15 protein-coding genes are annotated in these 19,685 nt (G+C 28.4%); 5 read left to right on the top strand and 10 right to left on the bottom strand.

Going from position 1 to position 19,685, the window contains the following annotated elements:
• Positions 1-105: 105 nt before the first annotated feature.
• The 4 genes from I1A51_RS12185 to I1A51_RS12200 all read right to left on the bottom strand — a co-directional run bounded on the left by I1A51_RS12185 (position 106) and on the right by I1A51_RS12200 (position 6,447).
• Complete coding sequence (locus tag I1A51_RS12185) at positions 106-2,322, bottom strand: RelA/SpoT family protein (RefSeq protein ID WP_196894276.1); 2,217 nt, start codon at positions 2,320-2,322, stop codon at positions 106-108.
• Between the two features lie 42 nt (positions 2,323-2,364).
• Positions 2,365-3,600 (bottom strand): M48 family metallopeptidase, encoded by a 1,236-nt coding sequence (locus tag I1A51_RS12190; protein ID WP_196894278.1) that lies wholly within the window; start codon positions 3,598-3,600, stop codon positions 2,365-2,367.
• Positions 3,601-3,604: 4 nt separating this feature from the next.
• The gene (locus I1A51_RS12195) at positions 3,605-4,408 is read right to left on the bottom strand and encodes a TrmH family RNA methyltransferase (protein ID WP_196894279.1); all 804 of its coding nucleotides are present in this window, start codon (positions 4,406-4,408) and stop codon (positions 3,605-3,607) included.
• Between the two features lie 119 nt (positions 4,409-4,527).
• Positions 4,528-6,447: a T9SS type A sorting domain-containing protein gene (locus I1A51_RS12200; protein ID WP_196894281.1), complete on the bottom strand. Its 1,920-nt coding sequence runs from the start codon at positions 6,445-6,447 to the stop codon at positions 4,528-4,530.
• Positions 6,448-6,817: 370 nt separating this feature from the next.
• Here I1A51_RS12200 and I1A51_RS12205 point away from each other — a divergent pair, with 370 nt between their 5' ends.
• The 5 genes from I1A51_RS12205 (at position 6,818) to I1A51_RS12225 (ending at position 11,405) form a co-directional block, all read left to right on the top strand.
• Entirely contained in the window at positions 6,818-7,387 is a 570-nt protein-coding gene (locus I1A51_RS12205) for an RNA polymerase sigma factor (RefSeq protein WP_196894283.1), read from the top strand.
• The gene (locus I1A51_RS12210) at positions 7,362-8,120 is read left to right on the top strand and encodes a hypothetical protein (RefSeq protein WP_196894285.1); all 759 of its coding nucleotides are present in this window, start codon (positions 7,362-7,364) and stop codon (positions 8,118-8,120) included. The genes I1A51_RS12205 and I1A51_RS12210 overlap by 26 nt, the downstream gene beginning before the upstream one ends.
• A 4-nt stretch (positions 8,121-8,124) precedes the next feature.
• A complete protein-coding gene (locus I1A51_RS12215; protein ID WP_196894287.1) occupies positions 8,125-9,171 on the top strand; it encodes a Na/Pi cotransporter family protein in 1,047 nt (348 codons plus the stop codon).
• Positions 9,172-9,302: 131 nt separating this feature from the next.
• On the top strand, positions 9,303-10,100 hold the full coding sequence (locus I1A51_RS12220; protein WP_196894289.1) for a response regulator transcription factor: 798 nt from the start codon (positions 9,303-9,305) through the stop codon (positions 10,098-10,100).
• A 108-nt stretch (positions 10,101-10,208) separates the two neighbouring features.
• Positions 10,209-11,405, top strand: coding sequence for a cytochrome-c peroxidase (locus I1A51_RS12225; RefSeq protein WP_196894291.1), 1,197 nt, complete (start codon positions 10,209-10,211; stop codon positions 11,403-11,405).
• A 92-nt stretch (positions 11,406-11,497) separates the two neighbouring features.
• On the opposite strand, the gene I1A51_RS12230 is transcribed toward I1A51_RS12225, so the two are convergent.
• The 6 genes from I1A51_RS12230 to I1A51_RS12255 all read right to left on the bottom strand — a co-directional run bounded on the left by I1A51_RS12230 (position 11,498) and on the right by I1A51_RS12255 (position 19,675).
• On the bottom strand, positions 11,498-13,099 hold the full coding sequence (locus I1A51_RS12230; protein WP_196894293.1) for an aspartate:alanine exchanger family transporter: 1,602 nt from the start codon (positions 13,097-13,099) through the stop codon (positions 11,498-11,500).
• A gap of 137 nt (positions 13,100-13,236) precedes the next feature.
• Complete coding sequence (ribB, locus tag I1A51_RS12235; protein ID WP_196894295.1) at positions 13,237-14,370, bottom strand: 3,4-dihydroxy-2-butanone-4-phosphate synthase; 1,134 nt, start codon at positions 14,368-14,370, stop codon at positions 13,237-13,239.
• A gap of 4 nt (positions 14,371-14,374) precedes the next feature.
• On the bottom strand, positions 14,375-15,829 hold the full coding sequence (locus tag I1A51_RS12240; protein WP_196894297.1) for an LptF/LptG family permease: 1,455 nt from the start codon (positions 15,827-15,829) through the stop codon (positions 14,375-14,377).
• Positions 15,830-15,839: 10 nt separating this feature from the next.
• Positions 15,840-16,508, bottom strand: a complete 669-nt coding sequence (locus I1A51_RS12245; RefSeq protein ID WP_231374027.1) for a LolA family protein — start codon at positions 16,506-16,508, stop codon at positions 15,840-15,842.
• Positions 16,495-19,020 (bottom strand): FtsK/SpoIIIE family DNA translocase, encoded by a 2,526-nt coding sequence (locus tag I1A51_RS12250; RefSeq protein ID WP_196894299.1) that lies wholly within the window; start codon positions 19,018-19,020, stop codon positions 16,495-16,497. Before I1A51_RS12250 ends, I1A51_RS12245 begins: the two co-directional genes overlap by 14 nt.
• Positions 19,021-19,294: 274 nt before the next feature.
• A complete protein-coding gene (locus I1A51_RS12255; protein WP_196894301.1) occupies positions 19,295-19,675 on the bottom strand; it encodes a diacylglycerol kinase family protein in 381 nt (126 codons plus the stop codon).
• Positions 19,676-19,685: the final 10 nt, after the last annotated feature.

Consider the following 19,685-nt stretch of genomic DNA (forward strand, 5'->3'; position numbering starts at 1 on the left):
AATTGGAATCCTTTTTTTTTATCACCTAATTATAGTTTTTCTAAATTAAAAAAGCCTGAAGAAAAATCTTCAGGCTTTTTTATTATTTATTTCTTATTTCTTTTATTAATGCTGATAAATTCGTTTGATTTTCTCTACACCATCAATTTTTTGAATACTTTGAATTAGTCTATTTAATTGCGAATTATTCTTTACAATTACAGTAATTTTCCCTTCAAAAACACCATCATTTCCTGCAATATTAATACTTTGAATATTCACATTCATATTATTTGAAATAACTCTTGTAAGCTGCCCAATTAATCCAACCTTATCTGTTCCAGTAATATTTAAAATCACAGAGAAATCTTGCCTTGAAGAATCAATCCATTTTGCTTTTAGAATACGATATGCATGATTTGCTTGCATACTAATCGCATTTGGACAATCTACCTTATGAACTTTAATTCCTTCATTGACAGTAATAAATCCGAAAACTTTATCTCCAGGTATTGGATTACAACATTTACCAAAAGAATATTCTAGTCTTTCTTCTTCATTACCAAAAACTAATAAATCGAAATTTTCATTGATTTCCTCTTTTGTAATATTCTCATTTGAAGAAGATTTTTTAATCTTATTTTTAAAGAATGAAATGAATGCATTACTTCGCTTACTAACAAATTCTTTTATTTGTTTATTATCAATAGAACCTACTCCAACACGGTAAAATAAATCTAAACTTGTTTTTAGTTTAAAATGATTTACCATTTCATTAACCACTTTTTCTGTAAGCGAAACTTTTAAGTGTTTCAACTTTCTTTCTAAGATTTCTTTTCCATCTTTTGCGATTAATTTTTCTTCTTCTTTTAATGCTGTTTTAATTCTTGTTCTTGCTCTTGCAGTAACTACAAAATCAAGCCAACGAACATTTGGTTTTTGATTAGGAGAAGTAAGAATTTCCACCTGATCACCACTGTGTAAAACATGGCTAATTGGCATTAATTTTCCATTAATTCTAGCTCCACGACATTGCATTCCAACTTGGGTATGAATAGAAAATGCAAAATCAAGTGCAGAAGCATCTTTTGGTAAAGCTTTTAATTCTCCTTTTGGTGTAAAGACGAAAATTTCTTTTGAATAAAGATTTAATTTAAAATCTTCCACAAAATCAACCGCACTCATATTTGGATTTTCCAAAGTGTCTTTTAAGCGATTTAACCATTCTTCTAAACCACTTTCTTTTGCGTCTCCATGTTTGTATTTATAATGTGCTGCATAACCTCTTTCAGCAATTTCATCCATTCTTTCTGAACGAATTTGCACTTCTACCCATTTCCCTTTTGGCCCCATTACTGTAATATGCAAAGATTCATAACCAGTAGATTTTGGTTGTGTAATCCAATCACGTAATCGGCTAGGGTTTGGCTGAAAATTATCTGTTACAATAGAATAAATCTTCCAAGCATCAAATTTTTCATTTTTTCTTGAAGATTTATAAATAATACGAATTGCAAATTTATCATAAACCTCATCAAACGTTACACCTTGTTTTCTCATTTTTTTACGAATAGAGAAAATAGATTTTGTTCGTCCTTTAATTTTATATTCAAAACCTTCGTTATCTAAAGATTCACGAATAATATCAGAGAAAGATTCGATATAAGCTTCACGATCATCGCTTTCATTTTTTAATTTCTCAACAATTCCATTATAGACATCTGGTTCTGTATATTTTAAACCTAAATCTTCTAATTCTGTTTTGATATTAAAAAGCCCTAAACGATGCGCTAAAGGAGCATAAATATACAATGTTTCTGATGCGATTTTCAACTGCTTATGAGGCGGCATAGAATCCATCGTTTGCATATTATGTAATCTGTCGGCAATTTTAATTAAAATCACACGAACATCATCGTTTAAAGTCAATAACATCTTACGGAAATTTTCCGCTTGAATAGAAATGTCTTGCGAATGATCTAAATTGGAAATTTTAGTTAAACCGTGAACAATTTTGGCAATAGTTTCACCAAATAATTGTTCCATATCTTCAATTGTATAATCTGTATCTTCTACAACATCATGTAAAAGTGCAGCAGCAATTGACGTTGCTCCTAAACCAATTTCATAAGCGACAATTTTCGCTACAGCAATTGGATGATATATATAAGGTTCTCCTGATTTTCTTCGTTGTTCGCTATGTGCTTCTAAGGCAATATCAAATGCTTTTCGGATTAATTTCTTATCTTCTTCCGAAAGTTTTTGATACGTTCCTTTTAGTAAATCTTTATATCTTTTTGCGATTTCTTTATTTTCTTCTTCTATGGAAACATTGTACGCCATACATTCTTTTTTTTATCAATTCAACCAAACAAACGCTTTCTATTATTTCTTAAGTAAATTTTGAACTCTTGCTAATAAAGGTGGATGAGAATAATGAACAAAAACCATTGCTTTATGAGGAGTTAAATTACTTAAACTATTTTTAGATAATTTTTTCAAAGAGGAAATTAAATATTTACCATCATAATGATCTTTTGCATAATTATCTGCTTGGTATTCAAATTTTCTTGAAATCACATTCATTATAATTCCTGTTATTTCAGAAATTGGAGAATACAAAATAGCAAACGCAACTAAACCAACATGAAAACTAGGAATTGAAACTCCTAAAGCTTCCGAAAATATTGGTTTATTGACCAATAAAGATAAGATAAATAACGTAAATCCTGTAAGTAAAATAGTGAGAATTAGGTTAAAAATTATGTGTTTTCTTTTATAATGTCCAACTTCATGAGCTAAAACAGCAACTATCTCTTTTGTTTCCAAATCATTAATTAATGTATCATACAATACGATTCTTTTTTCTCGACCGAATCCTGAAAAGTATGCATTTGCTTTTGTAGAACGTTTTGAACCATCAATTACAAATATTTTATCAATTGTAAATCCAACTTTTTTAGCAAAATTGGTGATTTCTTCTTTTAACTCTCCACCTTCTAAAGGTGTTTGTTTATTAAAAAGTGGCACAATTAATTTAGAATAAAACATATTCATAAAAATGGAAACAATACTCACTAAAACCCAAGCATAAATCCAAAAATTTTGACCAACTTCTTCATAAAACCAAGTGATTAATGTTAAAATTCCACCTCCAAGAATCATACTTAGGAAAAGTCCTTTTATCAAATCTAACCAAAAAAGTTTTTTAGTAGTTTTATTAAATCCAAATTTTTCTTCAATCACAAATGTGTGATAATAAGAAAAAGGTAAAGAAACCAAACTAGATCCTAAGGAAATAATTCCCATAAAAATCAATGTAATTACTATCTCATTAGAAGAAAAAGAACGAGCGATTCCATCAACCCAAGCAAATCCATCTAAAAAGAAAAAAGCTAAGGTTATAAGAATTGAAACCAATCCAGAAACATTAGAGAATTTTGAATTTTCTTTTTTATAAGCTTGCGATTTCTTGTATTCATCAGTATCATAAACATCTTTTAGAAGTTCAGGAATTGGCGCATCGTATTTTGTTCCATTTAAATAACCGATAATTTTATCGAATAAAAAATTTAGAACAATTATTCCTATGATGATATAAAATATAATTTTTGGATCCATACAATTATTTAAAATTACGTTGTCTTTTAGCCTCAAAAATAACAATAGCAGCTGCTACAGAAACATTCATGGAATCGATTTTTCCTTGCATTGGAATAATGATGTTTTGTGTAGAATTTTCCAACCATTCATCTGTTAAACCTGTTGCTTCTGTCCCTACAACAATTGCTGTTCCATTTGTAAAATCAATTTCATGATATGACTTTGAAGCTGTTAATGCAGCACAATTAATTTGAATATTATTTTCTTGTAACCAAGAAATAACTTCCTCAGTTGTTCCACTTGCTAATTGATTTGTAAAAACACAACCAACACTAGAGCGAATAACATTTGGATTGTAAAAGTCTGCTTTTGGATTTGCAATTATTACAGCATCTAAATTGGATGCGTCAGCTGTTCGAAGTAAAGCTCCAATATTTCCAGGTTTTTCAATTCCTTCACCTATTAGAATTAATGGATTTTCAGATTTAAATTGAATATTTTTTAGAGTGTTTTCTTTCGTTTTAAGAATTGCTAACACTCCTTCTGTAGTTTCTCTATATGCAATTTTCTCGTAAACTTCTTTAGAAATTTCGAATATTTGAATTGAAAAATCTCTATTTATTAAAGTATTTACCTCTTCAAAAGAAATAATTTTTTCATAATAATAAATAGATTTTATCTCGTATCCTCCACTTATAGCAAGTGAAATTTCTCTTTGTCCTTCAACAACAAACTCTCCTTTTTTCTTACGAGTTCTAGATTTTTCTTTTAACTGAATAATTTCTTTAATTCTCGAATTTTGCGTACTCGAAATAAAATTTTGCATACATCTGATATTTGTGTCAAAATTACGAATAAGTATGCTTTTAATAAATTAATTTAAAAGAAAAACCCCAAAGCAACGGTACGCTTTGGGGCTAGTGAAGATATTTTTGGTATCAAATATTATTTGATAGAAATTTTTGTCATATTAGATGCAGATCCATTATGTACATTTAAAATGTAGTTTCCTGTTTCTAAATTTGAAACTGGTAAAGCGATAGATTGCGCACCTCTTAAGTTAGTATATTCTTTGTTGAATACTTGTTTACCTAACATATCAGTGATTGTAATTTTATAATCTCCTTCTCCTTCGAAAGAAACATTTAATACATCAGCAGCTGGGTTAGGGAAAGCTTTTAATCCAATTGTTTCAATTGTTTGCTCTTCTGTATCTAACCATCTATCTAAATAGATTTTTTCTGAATTTAATACTCTTCCAGAAGTTCCATCAATTAATAATGCGATAACATTTGTTTTTTGGAAATTCATTCCACTTTCTAAAGAATAGTTAAAAGTATACGTTTTTGACTCTCCATCAATAACTTCAGAACCTAAAATAGAATCTTCCATACCATTATAATCTCCTAAGATTAATCCTCTTAAAACATTATCATAAGTATTTCCTCCATTTGAAAGATCATCTTCAGTTAAAATAACAGCAAATCTTAAATCAGCATCTGGCATTGTAGCAACGAAATTTGCAGTTAATTCAATTGAAACATCATTTGCAGCACCAGTAGTTTCAGCTGAAATTGTTGCAGGAACTACAAAATCATTTGCATCTTCAATTGCAGTACCCATATCTTTATATCCATCAACTGTTGATTGAGTAATATATAACTCAGAACTTAATCTATCAATTCTATATTGTGTTAAGAAACTAGCTCCAATGTTTTCAGCATATCCATCAACCTCAAAAGGATCTGTTGTATCAGCACTACTTACATGCACAGAAACTCCAGTTGCATTTTCATTAGATTCTAATTCTGTAGATAATATTTCTCCAGAAGTTTCCGCAGTTCCTCCAGAAGCCCAAACTCCGTTTAATGCTTCAACGAAAGATTTTTTAACTGGCTTAGAACTTACAGTAACAAATTTAGATACAGCACTGTTATTTTCAGCATTAGAATCAGTATCAGTTCCTCCATTAATTTGAGTAACAGAAACAGTAATATCATTATTTACTAATTCAGCGTAATTCAATTGATCGTCAAATTCATAAAAGCTTTGGAAACTTCCATCTGTATCAGTAACTACAAAATATTCATTTCTTCCTACTGGATTAGCAGGTGTGAATGTTTTAGTCGATTCATTCGTACCATCAGACCACATTAAAGTAATAGAAGTAATATCCTCTGACCCTACGTTTCTTACTAAAGTTTGAACTGGTACATCTGTATTTTGCTCATTAAATTTTGGAACAATAGCATTTGTAACAGCAACATCATGTAAATAATAGTTTCCAACAGAAATATTATCAATTGCTACACCAGATAAGTTTGTTGTTGTATGATGACGGAAAGAGATATAAACTTCTTGTCCAGCAAAAGCAGATAAATCTACTTCAGCAGTGTTTATAAATAAGTTATCAATAGTTTTTTCGTAAACTGCTGTACTTCCTACAATTGTAGTTTCATCTGTTGTAGTTGTTACATAAACAGAAAAATGTTCTCCTTGGTTAGCAGCTTCATTTGTCCATGCAGTATATTGGAAACTTAATACATGAGATTGACCAGTAACATCAGCTCCAAGAGTAATTGCAGGAGTTGAAATTAAGTTATCAGGAGTTAAAGCTCCTGAAGCATCAACTGATTGAGAAATTAAAAATACTCTTCCAAAAGTTTGATCTGCTTCATTTAAAAATCCAGCAAACCAGTTTTTAGTATCATTATCTCTATCAACACTAGTCCATGTACTTAAACCAGTTTGATCCGTAAAAGTTTCAAAGTTTTGTTCAAATTGAGTGGTAATTTGGGCACTTACATTTTGCGTAAAAATAGCAGCTGCCGCAAAGGCAAAAATTGAAGTAATTTTTTTGATCATAATTAAAATATTTATTTTTTTCAAGCAAATATATACATATTAAGTAATAGATTTAGATTTTTAACTATTTATCTATTTAATATTAACATTATAAATAATAATTAATTATTTTATTAACAATTTTATTTAAATTATTCTCATTTAGTAAAAGAATAAAAAACATTATTCAAAAAAACTCCCCCATTAATTTAACATATATTTAATTTTTGTTAAAATGTTAAAAATTTCTAAAAATATTAAGATTCCTGTTTAAATAAAGTGTCCTCAAAGAATTCTCCTTAAAAATAAATATTAATTAAAAATAGTTTTATTCAGGCAACCTTTTTTCTGTATACTCGTCTTTTCTTAAAAGAAACCAAATTAAATCAACTTGAAAATAATAAAATTACATATAACGGATAAGGAGCTTATCCGAGATGCAATTAAAAATAAAAGGAGCGCTCAAAAGAAATTATTTGACAAATATGCTCCGAAAATGCTTTCCGTTTGTCGAAGGTATATTCACGATATTCATATTGCAGAAGAATTAATGCTTCAAGGATTTATGAAAGTTTTTACAAGTTTAAATTCATTTCAATTTAATGGAAGTTTTGAAGGATGGATTCGTAGAATTATGGTAAATCATTGCATTTCATATTTGCGAAAAAAAGAAAAATTGGTTTTTGTTGAATCACTTCCAGAAAATCCACATTTAGAAGAAACAGATGAAAAAATAGATGCAAAACAAAATGCTGAATTTCTTCAAAAGATTATTGATGAATTACCTGAAGGTTATAAAACCGTTTTTATGTTGTTTGCTGTAGAAGGTTATAAGCATAAGGAAATTGCAGAAACTTTAGGAATCACGGAAAACACTTCTAAATCACAATTGTATAAAGCAAGAAATATTTTAAAATCAAAAATTAAATCCCAAAATGAAAAACAATATGGAATCCAATAATATAGATGAAATTTTTAAAAATTCTTTGGAAACAAAGGAGGGAAAAGTTTCTGATGGTGCATGGAATCGTTTAGAATTCATGTTAGATGATTTTGAAATAAAAAAGAAAAAAAGAAGAAATCGATTATTATTTTTTGCTGCTTCTATTGCTATTCTTTTGTTTGTTGGAGTTTTTCATTTTTCTAGTTCTCCGACTAAAAAACAATTAAAAATAGTTGAAAAAAAAGAAACATTAATTGATAGTAATTCTATTCAAATTTCATCTAATAAAGAAATTCAAAAAATAGATCCAATTAAAAACGAAATTTCAAAAATTGAAATTCATAAAAATCAGAAAATCGTCGAAATTCCAATTGAAAATCCAGAATTAATGGAAGTTCAAATTTCTATTAAAGACACTAATATTGTTGCAAATAAAAAAACAATAAATATTGAAGCAGAAAAACTTTTGGCTTTAGTAGAAGATGAAATTTCAGAAGAAGAAAAAAATTATACCATTAAAAATCCATTAACTGAAAATAGAGTTTTGACAAGAAAAATGTTGGATTCTATTTTAGTTGCAGAATTGGATTTCAATTTCAAATCAACTGGAATTCAAATTGATGCAGAAACTTTATTAGCAGAAATTGAAACAGAAATTGATTTTGATAATTCGATTTTAGATAAAAGTGTTTTGGGAATTATAAAAGAAAAAATTAAAAAATTAACCACAGCTGTGGCAAGCAATGATTAAAATTATGATGAGAAAAATTAGTTTTATTATCTTCCTTTTTATAGGAATTATTACAAATGCACAAACTTTTACACAAAAAATTGATAAAATTTCAGAAGAAATTGAACAAGTAAAATTAGAAGAAAAACAAGCTTTAAAAGAAAAAATAAAACAAATTAACGCGCAAATTTCAGCAGGAGATTTAAGTGAAAAAGCAGGAACAAAGCTAAAAGTCGATGCTGCAAATGAACATGCAAGAAATATTGAAAAGCGTGTAGAAATTTTAGAAGCAGAATTAAAAAAATTAGTGCAAGAAAAAGCTTCTTTTAGTGAAGAAGAAACAACATCAAAATCAAAAGAAAAAAAGGGTGTAAACATTGATGCTGATATTCAAATTTCATCTAAAAAAAATAAAAATGAAGATTTTGATGAAGATAAACCTACGTCAAAAAAGACAAGAAAATCTTATTATTCTTACTATTATAAAGATGATTTTTTAATTATCGGATTTGGTTTACAAAATGCATTGGTGGATGGTAATATCAATTCTTTGGAAAATTCAGATTTTAGAATTTGGCAATCGCCTTTTATTGAAATTGGTTATTTAAGAGCTCATAGTTTATTCAAAGACAAACGTTTTTTAGAATTAAGATATGGAGTTTCTTTAACTTGGAATACATTGAGAATTGACAACAATCAATATTTTGTAAAAGAAGGAAATAAAACGGTTTTAATGAATTTTCCTCATGATGTGAAGTATGCAAAATTGAATATTTTACGATTTGAAGTTCCTGTTTTATTCAATTTTAATTTTGGAAATATAAATTTAGGATTAGGTTCTTATGGTTCTGTTCATATTCGTACAAAACAATGTATCAAATATGTTGCTGAAGATGGTTCAACACATAAAGATAAAGTGAAAAACGAATTTAACACAACAAACTTTTCTTATGGTTTTATGACAACTTTTGGAATTGATGAGTGGAATATTTATGCAAAATACAGTCCTACTCCTATTTTTAAAAATTCAAACCTTTCAAGTTTGGCAGTCGGATTACGATTAGAATTATAAATTATATACTTGTTTTGAAATAATTATCAAGAAGTTAGGTTTTTAAAACTTAGCTTCTTTTTTTTGAAAAAAATAGAATAAAAGATATGTTGTTTTATGAAAAAAAAATTAAATTTGATAAAACGGTTAATATGAAAGAGATCTTAACAAGTAAAAATATCAAAGCCTTTGAATGTTTAGTAAATGTTTGGAAAAATGAAAAACTATCTTCTGAAGCAAAAGTTGAAATGATGCGACCAGATATTTCGAACATTACCGATTTTTTCTCAGCAGGTGAACATTATTATTGTGTATTAAATTTAGAAACTCAAAACCTTGATTTCATCAGTGTTCACGCACCAAAAGTTTTAGGTTTACCAATGGAAGAAATTTGCATAAAAAACATCGTTTCATTATATGATGAAGAAGATGCAAATTTATTGCCATATAAAGAAAAAACAATCTTTCATTTTACTAGAGAAAAATTAAATCCAAAGGAAATTGGAAAATATAAAATTGTATATACAATTCGTTTAAAAACACCTCAAAATCAACAAAAAATTATTTTACATCAATCTAAAGCTCTAGAAATTTCAGAAACAGGAAAAATTCTAAAAGTTTTAATTGTACAAACTGATATTACTTATTTACAACCGAAAATTGATCATTCTATTTCTTTTATAAGTAGTCATTCTAATCTACCTAGTTTTTATTCTATTGATTCTACAATTCAAAATTTTAAAATCAAGAAAAACTATTATAATTTCACTAAAAAAGAAAAGGAAATTATCGGATTATTTTCCAAAGGTTTACGACAAAAAGAAATTGCAGACAAACTTTGTATTTCTCCACTAACTGTCAAAACACATAAACAAAATATCATCAAAAAATCAAATGCAAAAAACATCACAGAATTAGTTACAAATTGCATTAAAGAAGGAATTATATAATTAATTTTATCATTTCATTAATTTAGTTTACAAAAAAATTAAGAATCCTTTTTTAAACCTTTTTTTAACTTCATAGTCATAGATGTAATTAACCAAACCATAATGACTATGAAGAAACTTTGTTTTATAATCTATTTATTAGGATTTAATTTGTTATTCATTGCTTGTAATGACGATGACTCCGAAGAGTATATTGAAATGGAAGAAGAAGATGAAATAGTCGATCCTTATCAAGCGATAAAAACTACATTTCCAAATACTATAGATTTGGAAAATTTATACAATTACGCAAATCAAACAATTCCGGATTACATTACAAAAGACAATACAGGTTCCAATGGAATTAGTAATTTAAAAGCAACTCTTGGAAGAATTCTTTTTTATGATAAAAATCTTTCAAAAGATAATACTATTTCATGTGCAAGTTGTCATAAACAAGAATTTGCTTTTGGAGATAATTTACTCGCAAGTCCAGGTGTCAACGGAAATACAGGAAGACATTCTATGCGATTAGTAAATGCTCGTTTTGGTGAAGAAACAAAGTTTTTTTGGGATGAAAGAGCCGAAACTTTAGAAGCTCAAGTGATTTTACCGATTCAAAATCATGTGGAAATGGGATTCAGTGGTGAAGATGGATTTCCTGCTTTTGAAGAATTGTTTCCAAAATTAGAAGCAATTGATTATTACCAAGAATTTTTCGAATTAGTTTATGGTGATCAAAATATTACTCCAGAAAGATTACAAGAATGTTTAGCACAATTTGTTAGAAGTATTCAATCTTTTGATACAAAATTTGATGAAGGTTTTGCGCAAGTAACAGAAGAATTTCAACCTTTCCCAAACTTTACATTTCAAGAAAATCAAGGAAAACTATTATTTCTTCGTCCTCCTCCAAATGGTGGAGCTGGATGTACGGGATGTCATAGAATGCCAGAATTTGATATTGATCCAGAAGCTTTAAATAACGGAATTATTGGAGTTATTGGAAATCAAACGGAAAAAGACATTATCGTTACTCGTTCTCCAACTTTAAGAGAAATCTTTAATCAAAATAATGAATTAAATGGACCAATGATGCATTCAGGAGTTTTTACATCATTTGAACAAGTTGTAAATCACTATAACTCTATTTCTGTTGATCCCGATAATACAAATTTAGATCCTCGTCTTTCTGCTGGAGGAAATGGACAAAATTTAAACTTAACAGAGGATGAAAAAGCTGCTTTAGTTGCATTTTTAAAGACACTTTCAGGAAAAGATGTTTATACAAATCCAAAATGGTCAGATCCTTTTGAAAATAATTAAACGAATTCTTTATTTACTAGAAAAATAAGGAAATTTTTATCTTAATTTAATTAGTATTGAAGCGAAAGAGGTTGGTTTTTCAGCCTCTTTTTTTATTTAAATAATAAAATTGCACCGATAATTTTTGTACAAATAATTAAAATTACCATCGCAAAAGGATAAACTGTAGCATAAGCAACCGCAGGTGCATTTGTTTTAGTTAAAGGAGTTACAGCACTTAATCCTGGCGTACTTGTCATTCCACCTGTTAAAGCTCCTAAAAGCGATAAAAAATTAATTTTTAAAACATATCTTCCGATGATTACAGCTAAAAGCATTGGAATTAAAGTAACCATAATTCCGATAAGAAATAATTCAATTCCTTGTTTTTCTATGGTTGAAATAAAATTTGTTCCAGCTGAAGTTCCTATGGAAGCTAAAAAGAAAAGTAATCCCATTTGTCTGAGTAATTGATTTGCATGCCCTGAAACATTCCAAATTATATTTCCTGTTTTTCCGACCCTAGAAAGTAATAAAGAAATTAATAAAACACCCCCTGTAATTCCTAGTTTAAAATTAATTCCAAAAAGAGGGACAGAAATATTTCCAAGTAAAATTCCAAGAATTATTGCAATTGAAATTGGTAAAAAATCTATTTCCATTAATTTCTTAGAAGAATCACCAATTAATTTAATTACAGCATCTCTATTATAAGTTCCACTTACAATCATCAGTTTATCACCGAAACGAAGACGAGAATTTGAATTCGGAGTCATATCAATTCCTGCTCTTCGAATTCTTGTTACGGTTGCATTATAATTTCTTCCAAGTGATAATTCGCTTAAAGATTTATTGACAACTTTTTTATTTGTAACTAAAACCCAATCTACGATACAACGATCGCTTATTGGAATTTCTTCATTTGTTTCTTCTCCAATTAAAAACGCAACTTTCTTTAAAGATTTTTTAGTACCAACAGCACGAATAATATCATTTTTTTCTAATATCAAATCTCTATTAGGCACAAAAATATCTTTTCCATTTTTCAAAATTCTAGAAATATTTGCACCAGTCATTGCATGAATATTTAATTCAATAAAATTCTTATTAAATATATTTTCATTGGAAACTTTAAAATTTTTTGCGATTAATTTCGGATAATTTTTATTTGTTTTTTCATAATATTCTTCCTCTTCTTTTTGAACATTAATTCGAAATAATTTAGGAATCAAACGAATAAAAAATATAACTCCTAAAACTCCAAAAGGATATACAACACCATAACCAATAGAAGTTTCTACAGCGCCACCAGTCGCATCGATTGCAGAAGCCAGACCAGGCGTACTTGTCAATGCTCCAGTGTAAATTCCGATTGCATAAAGTAAATTAACATTAAAAAAATACGAAGCCACAACAGCTGTAATTCCTCCTGTAACAACAACAATTGCTGAAATGATAATTAGTTTTAATCCATCTGAACGAAACGAATCAAAAAAACCAGGACCCGCTTGAATTCCAATTGTAAAAATAAAAAAGATTAATCCGATTGTTTTAAAAATAGCAGGCACAACAATTCCGAAATGACCAAAAATCAAAGCGATAAACAAAACAGCAGAAGTTCCGAGAGAAACTCCCTTAATTTTTAATTTTCCAAAAAATATTCCTAAGGCAATTATAACAAATACTGCAACATAATCTTGTGTCAATACCTCCATTGTATCTTGTTATTTTAGACAAAAAAATCTGTTTTTTTATGTTAGATAAACATGTTATAAAAATAAACTTTGTTTTGTTATAAATAAAGAAAAAAGCCGCTAAAATAGCGGCTTTCTATAAATTTATTTTATTTCATTTAGTATGTTGAATAATCAACTATTTCTAATCCGTATCCAGTCATTCCAACACGTTTTTTATCTTGAGAACTATTAGAAATCACATTTAATTTTTCAATTCCCAAATCGTGTAAAATTTGCGCTCCAATCCCGAAATCTTTTTCATCCATGATTAAATTTGGAGCTTTTGCATTTTTATCTTCAGAAATTGCTTTTTTAAATAATCCTAAACGTTGAATTAAATCAAAAGATTGGTTTTCTTGATCGATAAATACAACAACACCTTTTTCTTCTTTATTAATCAAATCAAAAACTCTTTTCAATTTGGCATCTGGATTGTTTGTCAAAGTTCCTAAAATATCATTGTTAACCAATGTAGAATTTACGCGAACTAAAACCTCTTCATCTCTATTCCAATCTCCTTTACTTAAAGCTAAATGAACTTGATTATTATTCGTTTGCTTATAAGCTCTTAAACGATAATGACCAAAACGAGTTTCGATTTCAAAATCTTCAATTTTATTAATTAAAGAATCGTGTTGCATTCTATAAGCTACTAAATCTTCAATTGAAATAATTTTTAAATCAAATTTCTCAGCTACTTTCATCAACTGAGGAAGACGAGCCATTGTTCCATCTTCATTTAAAATTTCAACTAAAATTCCTGCAGGTTTAAATCCAGCTAATCTAGCTAAATCAACAGCAGCTTCTGTATGTCCAGTTCTTCTAAGAACTCCTCCTTCTTTTGCTTTTAATGGAAAAATATGACCTGGTCTTCCTAAATCTTCAGGTTTTGTTTCTTCTTTTGTTAAAGCCATAATTGTTTTTGCTCTATCATGAGCAGAAATTCCAGTTGTACAACCATGACCAATTAAATCTACAGAAACTGTAAATTGTGTATTATGAAGAACTGTATTATTTGTAACCATCATATTTAATTCCAATTCTTCACATCTTTCTTCCACAAGAGGAGCACAAATTAATCCTCTTCCGTGTGTCGCCATGAAATTAATCATTTCAGGTGTCACTGTTTCAGCAGCAGCGATGAAATCTCCTTCATTCTCTCTATCCTCATCATCTACTACAATTACCATTTTACCATTTCGGATATCTTCAATAGCTTCCGGAATTGTATTTAGTGCTTTTTTTTCCATTTTATTATTCGTTGTGTTGTTTTTTCTTTTTTAATCCTAGTTTATTGAAAAAGTTTACAATAGGACGTATTACGTTATTTATATCAAATACTCCCATTCCTTTGGTTGCTTTATAAGTTAAAAAGATTCCAAAAGGTAAGAGAATTAAGGTTGCAATCCAGCTTGCGAGAGAAGCAGGTAATGCACTTTCTTCAGATAAATTCTTCCCAAATGTATCAATAAAGAAATATATTACAAAGACAATAATTGCTAAAACCATAGGAACTCCAAATCCACCTTTTCGGATAATAGATCCTAGAGGAACTCCTATAAAAAATAAAATTAATGGAGCTAGTGAAAATGCAACTCTATGATAATATTCAAAATCATATTGGTTTAATCTTTTTCTTTCAAGTTTAAATCCATTTCTACTATTTTTCACACTTGAACTTGCTCTTTTAATAGTGGAAATTGCATTGTCAACAACAGCTAATTGTTCAGTAGTATTAAAATTGTCTAAAATATTTTCGGAAAGATATTTATCTTTTAATGAATCAGGAGGCGTTTCTAAGTCTTCCGCCTTCATCCTAATCATTAAGTTTTTAAGTTTTAAATCGATATTCTTATCAAAAACCGTTTTTAAACTATCAATTTTTGGTTCTAATTGTGACAGCTTAAGCATTACTGCTGCGGATTTAATATTTTCATCATCAAGATTTTCATTTCCAAAATCAGAAATATCGATATTTACTGTATATTTTTTAAAACTTGCACGAGAATTCGGAAGTTTATTTTTTTCTTTTAAAGTAGTTCTTGCTCCAATTTCATCTGTATAGTAATATCCATCTTTTAAAACTAATGTCAAATAACGACTTCCTTCTTTACTTACAATTTCTCCTGTTTTTGCAGTTACAACCGTAATTTTCCCTCTATTTTTAGATAAATCGGCAATTTGTACATTTCGAAGAAAATTTTCATTCTTTCCATATCTTTCATCAAATTTGATTGTGAAGTTTGGAATTTCTGTATTAAATGTTCCAGGAATAAGTAAAAGTGAAGGTTTTTTCTTTTTTACATTTACTAATAAATTTCTTTGTTTAAAAGAAGCGTATGGAAATACATTATTAGCAAAAACAAAATTTAAAGCACTTAAAGATAAAGTGAAAATTAACAGAGGCATCATCATTCTTTTTAAAGAAATTCCAGCAGATTTCATCGCTGCAAATTCATAATTTTCAGAAAGATTTCCAAGTGCCATAATGGATGAAAGAAGAACAGCAATCGGAATTCCAAGAGGAACCAATGTTAAAGATAAATACCAAATAAACTTTAGTATAAAAATAAGATCAACTCCTTTCCCTGCAATATCATCAAAGTATAACCAAACTGCCTGCATTATCAGGACAAAAATAATGATTAAAAATGTTGCAAAAAAAGGAGTTAAAAAACTTTTAAGTATATATTGATCTAGTTTTTTCAATTTATAAATGTTATAATTCAGATATTAAATAATTTTTATCATCTCGATATTTCTTGAGGTCAAAATTAAAAAGTTTATCTGAAATAACATTATTAGTTTGCATATTTGTGATAACAATAGAAGTATTTGCTCCATTCTTACCAACTTGAATTATATCGTTTATATTTTTTGTCTTTACGTCAATTCCTAATAATATGTACTTTAACTCTGTATTAGAATCAATTGGAAGTAATTTTACATATTGAATTTTTCTTCCTCCAGCATTTTTTAAAATATCCATTTTATATCTGTATCCTTCCTTGTAAAAAGAAAGCATTTTAGAAGGACTAAATTCTTCTTCATTCTCAGAATCAGGAGTTTCGATAATTACTTCTTCATCTTCATGATTAATTGTATATTTTTTTGCTCCATCATATAAAAAATCTGCACCAAAAAGGTGTAATCTATATCTATCTCCTTTTAATGAAACATTTCCTCTATTTTGTTCATGAACATTTCCGCTCATGTTATCTAATTTATATAAAAATTCAATTTCTATTGTTTTGTAAGAAGCAGTTTTTTGTGAAACTTCATCTAACAATTTTTTTGCTTTATCTTGAGCGAATCCTACCGTTGCTATTAATAAGAATAATAGTAATAATCCTTTTTTCATTTCAAATTTTGTGTTATTTTCTTTCATTTTCTAATAATTGATTTAAAGCCATTTCATCTGGGACTAAAACTTGTCTTGCTTTACTTCCCTCAAAAGGTCCTACAATTCCTGCTGCCTCTAATTGATCAATCAATCTTCCAGCTCGGTTATATCCTAGTTTTAATTTTCTTTGTAATAAGGAAGCAGATCCTTGCTGTGCATGAACAATCAATAATGCTGCTTCTTTAAATAATTTATCGCGATCTTCTATGTCAATATCAAGACTCGTGCCACTTTCCTCTGAGCTGTATTCAGGAAGCATATGTGCATTTGGATATGCTTTTTGCATTCCAATATAATCTGTGATTCTTTCTACTTCTGGTGTATCAACAAAAGCACATTGTAAACGAAGTAAATCATTTCCTCCAGAATATAACATATCTCCTCGACCAATTAATTGGTCTGCTCCTGTACTATCTAAAATCGTTCTTGAATCAATTTTTGAAGTTACTCTAAAAGCAATTCTCGCTGGGAAATTTGCTTTAATAATACCTGTAATAACATTCACAGAAGGTCTTTGTGTTGCAACAATCAAATGAATTCCAACTGCTCTTGCAAGCTGGGCTAATCTTGCAATTGGTGTTTCTACTTCTTTTCCAGCAGTCATAATTAAATCTGCAAACTCATCAATCACCAAAACAATATATGGTAAAAATTTATGTCCATTTTCTGGATTCAGTTTTCTAGACTTAAATTTTGTGTTGTATTCTTTAATATTTCGAACCATTGCATTTTTCAATAAATCATAACGCGCGTCCATTTCAATACATAAAGAATTTAAAGTATCAATCACTTTTGTTGTATCCGTAATAATTGCATCCTCTGTGTCTGGCAATTTAGCTAAGAAATGTCTTTCTATTTTATTGAATAAAGTTAATTCTACTTTTTTCGGATCTACTAAAACAAATTTAACTTCTGCTGGATGTTTTTTATAAACCAAAGAAGTCAAAATTGCATTTAATCCAACAGATTTACCTTGTCCTGTTGCTCCTGCCATTAATAAGTGAGGCATTTTGGCTAAATCAACTACATAAGTTTCGTTTGAAATTGTTTTTCCTAAAGCAATAGGCAATTCCATTTCTGAATTTTGGAATTTCGTAGAAGAAATCACTGAACGCATAGAAACAATCGATGCTTTTCGATTTGGAACTTCAATTCCGATAGTTCCTTTTCCTGGAATTGGAGCAATAATACGAATTCCTAAAGCTGACAATGATAAAGCAATATCATCTTCTAAGTTTTTAATTTTAGAAATACGAACTCCAGCTTCTGGAATAATTTCATATAAAGTTACGGTTGGTCCAACAGTTGCTTTGATATGTTCAATTCCAATTTTATAATGTTTTAAAGTTTCAATAATTCGATTATTATTTGCTTCCAACTCTTCTTGATTTATAGAAATTGTTTCATCGTATTTCTTTAATAAATCAATTGAAGGAAACTGATAATTTCCTAATTCTAAAGTCGGATCAAATTCACCAAAATCATTTACTAATTTATCTGCTAAATTTTCCTCTACATGTTGCTCTTCTTTTTCAACAGCAACTTCTACTTCCAATTTTGGAATTTCCTCTTTTTCTTCCTCAGGTTTATTTGTAGAATAATTTTTAATCGTTGGTGTTAAGTTTTGAAGTGAACTTGTAAAAGAAGATTCTTCTTTTTCGATTTCACTTTTTGTTTTTTCAACAACAACTTGTTCTTCCTTCGTTTCTTCTGTTAATTCAAAAACAACTTTTGGTTCTTCTTTTGGTTTTGAAACAGGTTTCTTTTCAATTGGTTTTTGAACAGTTTCTTCTTTCTGTTTATTAATTTTCTCTTGTTTTTCCTTTGCTTCTTTAACTTTTAATTCTTCTTCTTTCTTTTTTGCTTTTTCTTTTTTAATGACATCTAATTCTTCTTTACGTTTTTCATAATGTTTTTTAGAAACATTAAATAAAGCCATAAAGAATCGTTTGATGTGTTCTGCATTAATTTTAAAACGAAGTGCTACATAAGAAAAAAGTGTAAATAAAATCAAAAGGAAAACTCCAATTTTCCCTAAAAAATGTTGTAAATAATCATTGATTTCAAAACCAATAATTCCAGAAGCAACCGTATTTTCAGAAAAAAGAAAACTAATCGTTACTGATAACCAAACCATTCCTAAAATTCCCCATCTCCAATTTTTACGAAGTTTTTTATGATCTGCTTGAACCATTCGATATAAACCAGAAAAGAAAAGTAGAATAGCAAAATTAAAAGAAGCTAAACCGAATCCTTTATACACAAAAATATATGCAACATATGCTCCAACTTTCCCCATTAAGTTGTGAACTTCCACATCTCTAGAGAAAAATGAACCAATAATGCTTTGATCTTCATCCCAACTAACAAAAAATGAAATAAAAGAAATTGTTAGAAAAACGGAAAACAAAAGAAAAAACAATCCGATAATTGTTTGATGTTGTAAACTTTTATTAAACTCTTCTAATTTCTTTAAGGAAATACCTAATTTCTTCATTTTATTTATTTTTAGTTAGAATTAACGATCATTTTTGAATTCAATTTTATAATCGCAAAAAATATATCTTTTAATTAATTTATTTTAATTTTCATCTACATTTTGTTGTTCTCAAAATTGTAAAATATTCAAACGGATTTTTCTATTGAAAATTTTGAGCCAAACTCAACTGGAAGCAACTTAAATTTACGATTAATATTTGTAAATATATAACTTCCTAACTGATAAAAACAGTGATTAACTGTAAGTTAAAAAACAATTTTAAGTAATTATTTTAAAATAGCACTAAAATTTTTGGAATGTAAATAATTAATCCAATAATTAAAGCACCTAATGCAACAAAAGTTACAGCACCAGCAGCAACATCTTTTATAATTCCTATTTTCTTGTGATAATCTGGATGAATAAAATCTGCCACTCTTTCAATTCCTGTATTTAAAGATTCTGTTGCCAGAACCACAGAAACTGCTAATGTTTGAATCATCCATTCAACTGGTGAAATATTAAAATAAAATCCTGCAATAATCATCAAAACTCCAATCGAAGACTGTACCATAATACTATGCTCAGTTGTCAATAACAACCAAGCACCTTGAAAAGCAAATTTAATACTTCTGATACGCCCTCTTACAAATCCATCTTTAGGGTTTTTCATAAAGTATTTT

The organism is Aureivirga marina (assembly GCF_015767265.1).
In the GTDB taxonomy this organism is placed as follows: domain Bacteria; phylum Bacteroidota; class Bacteroidia; order Flavobacteriales; family Flavobacteriaceae; genus Aureivirga; species Aureivirga marina.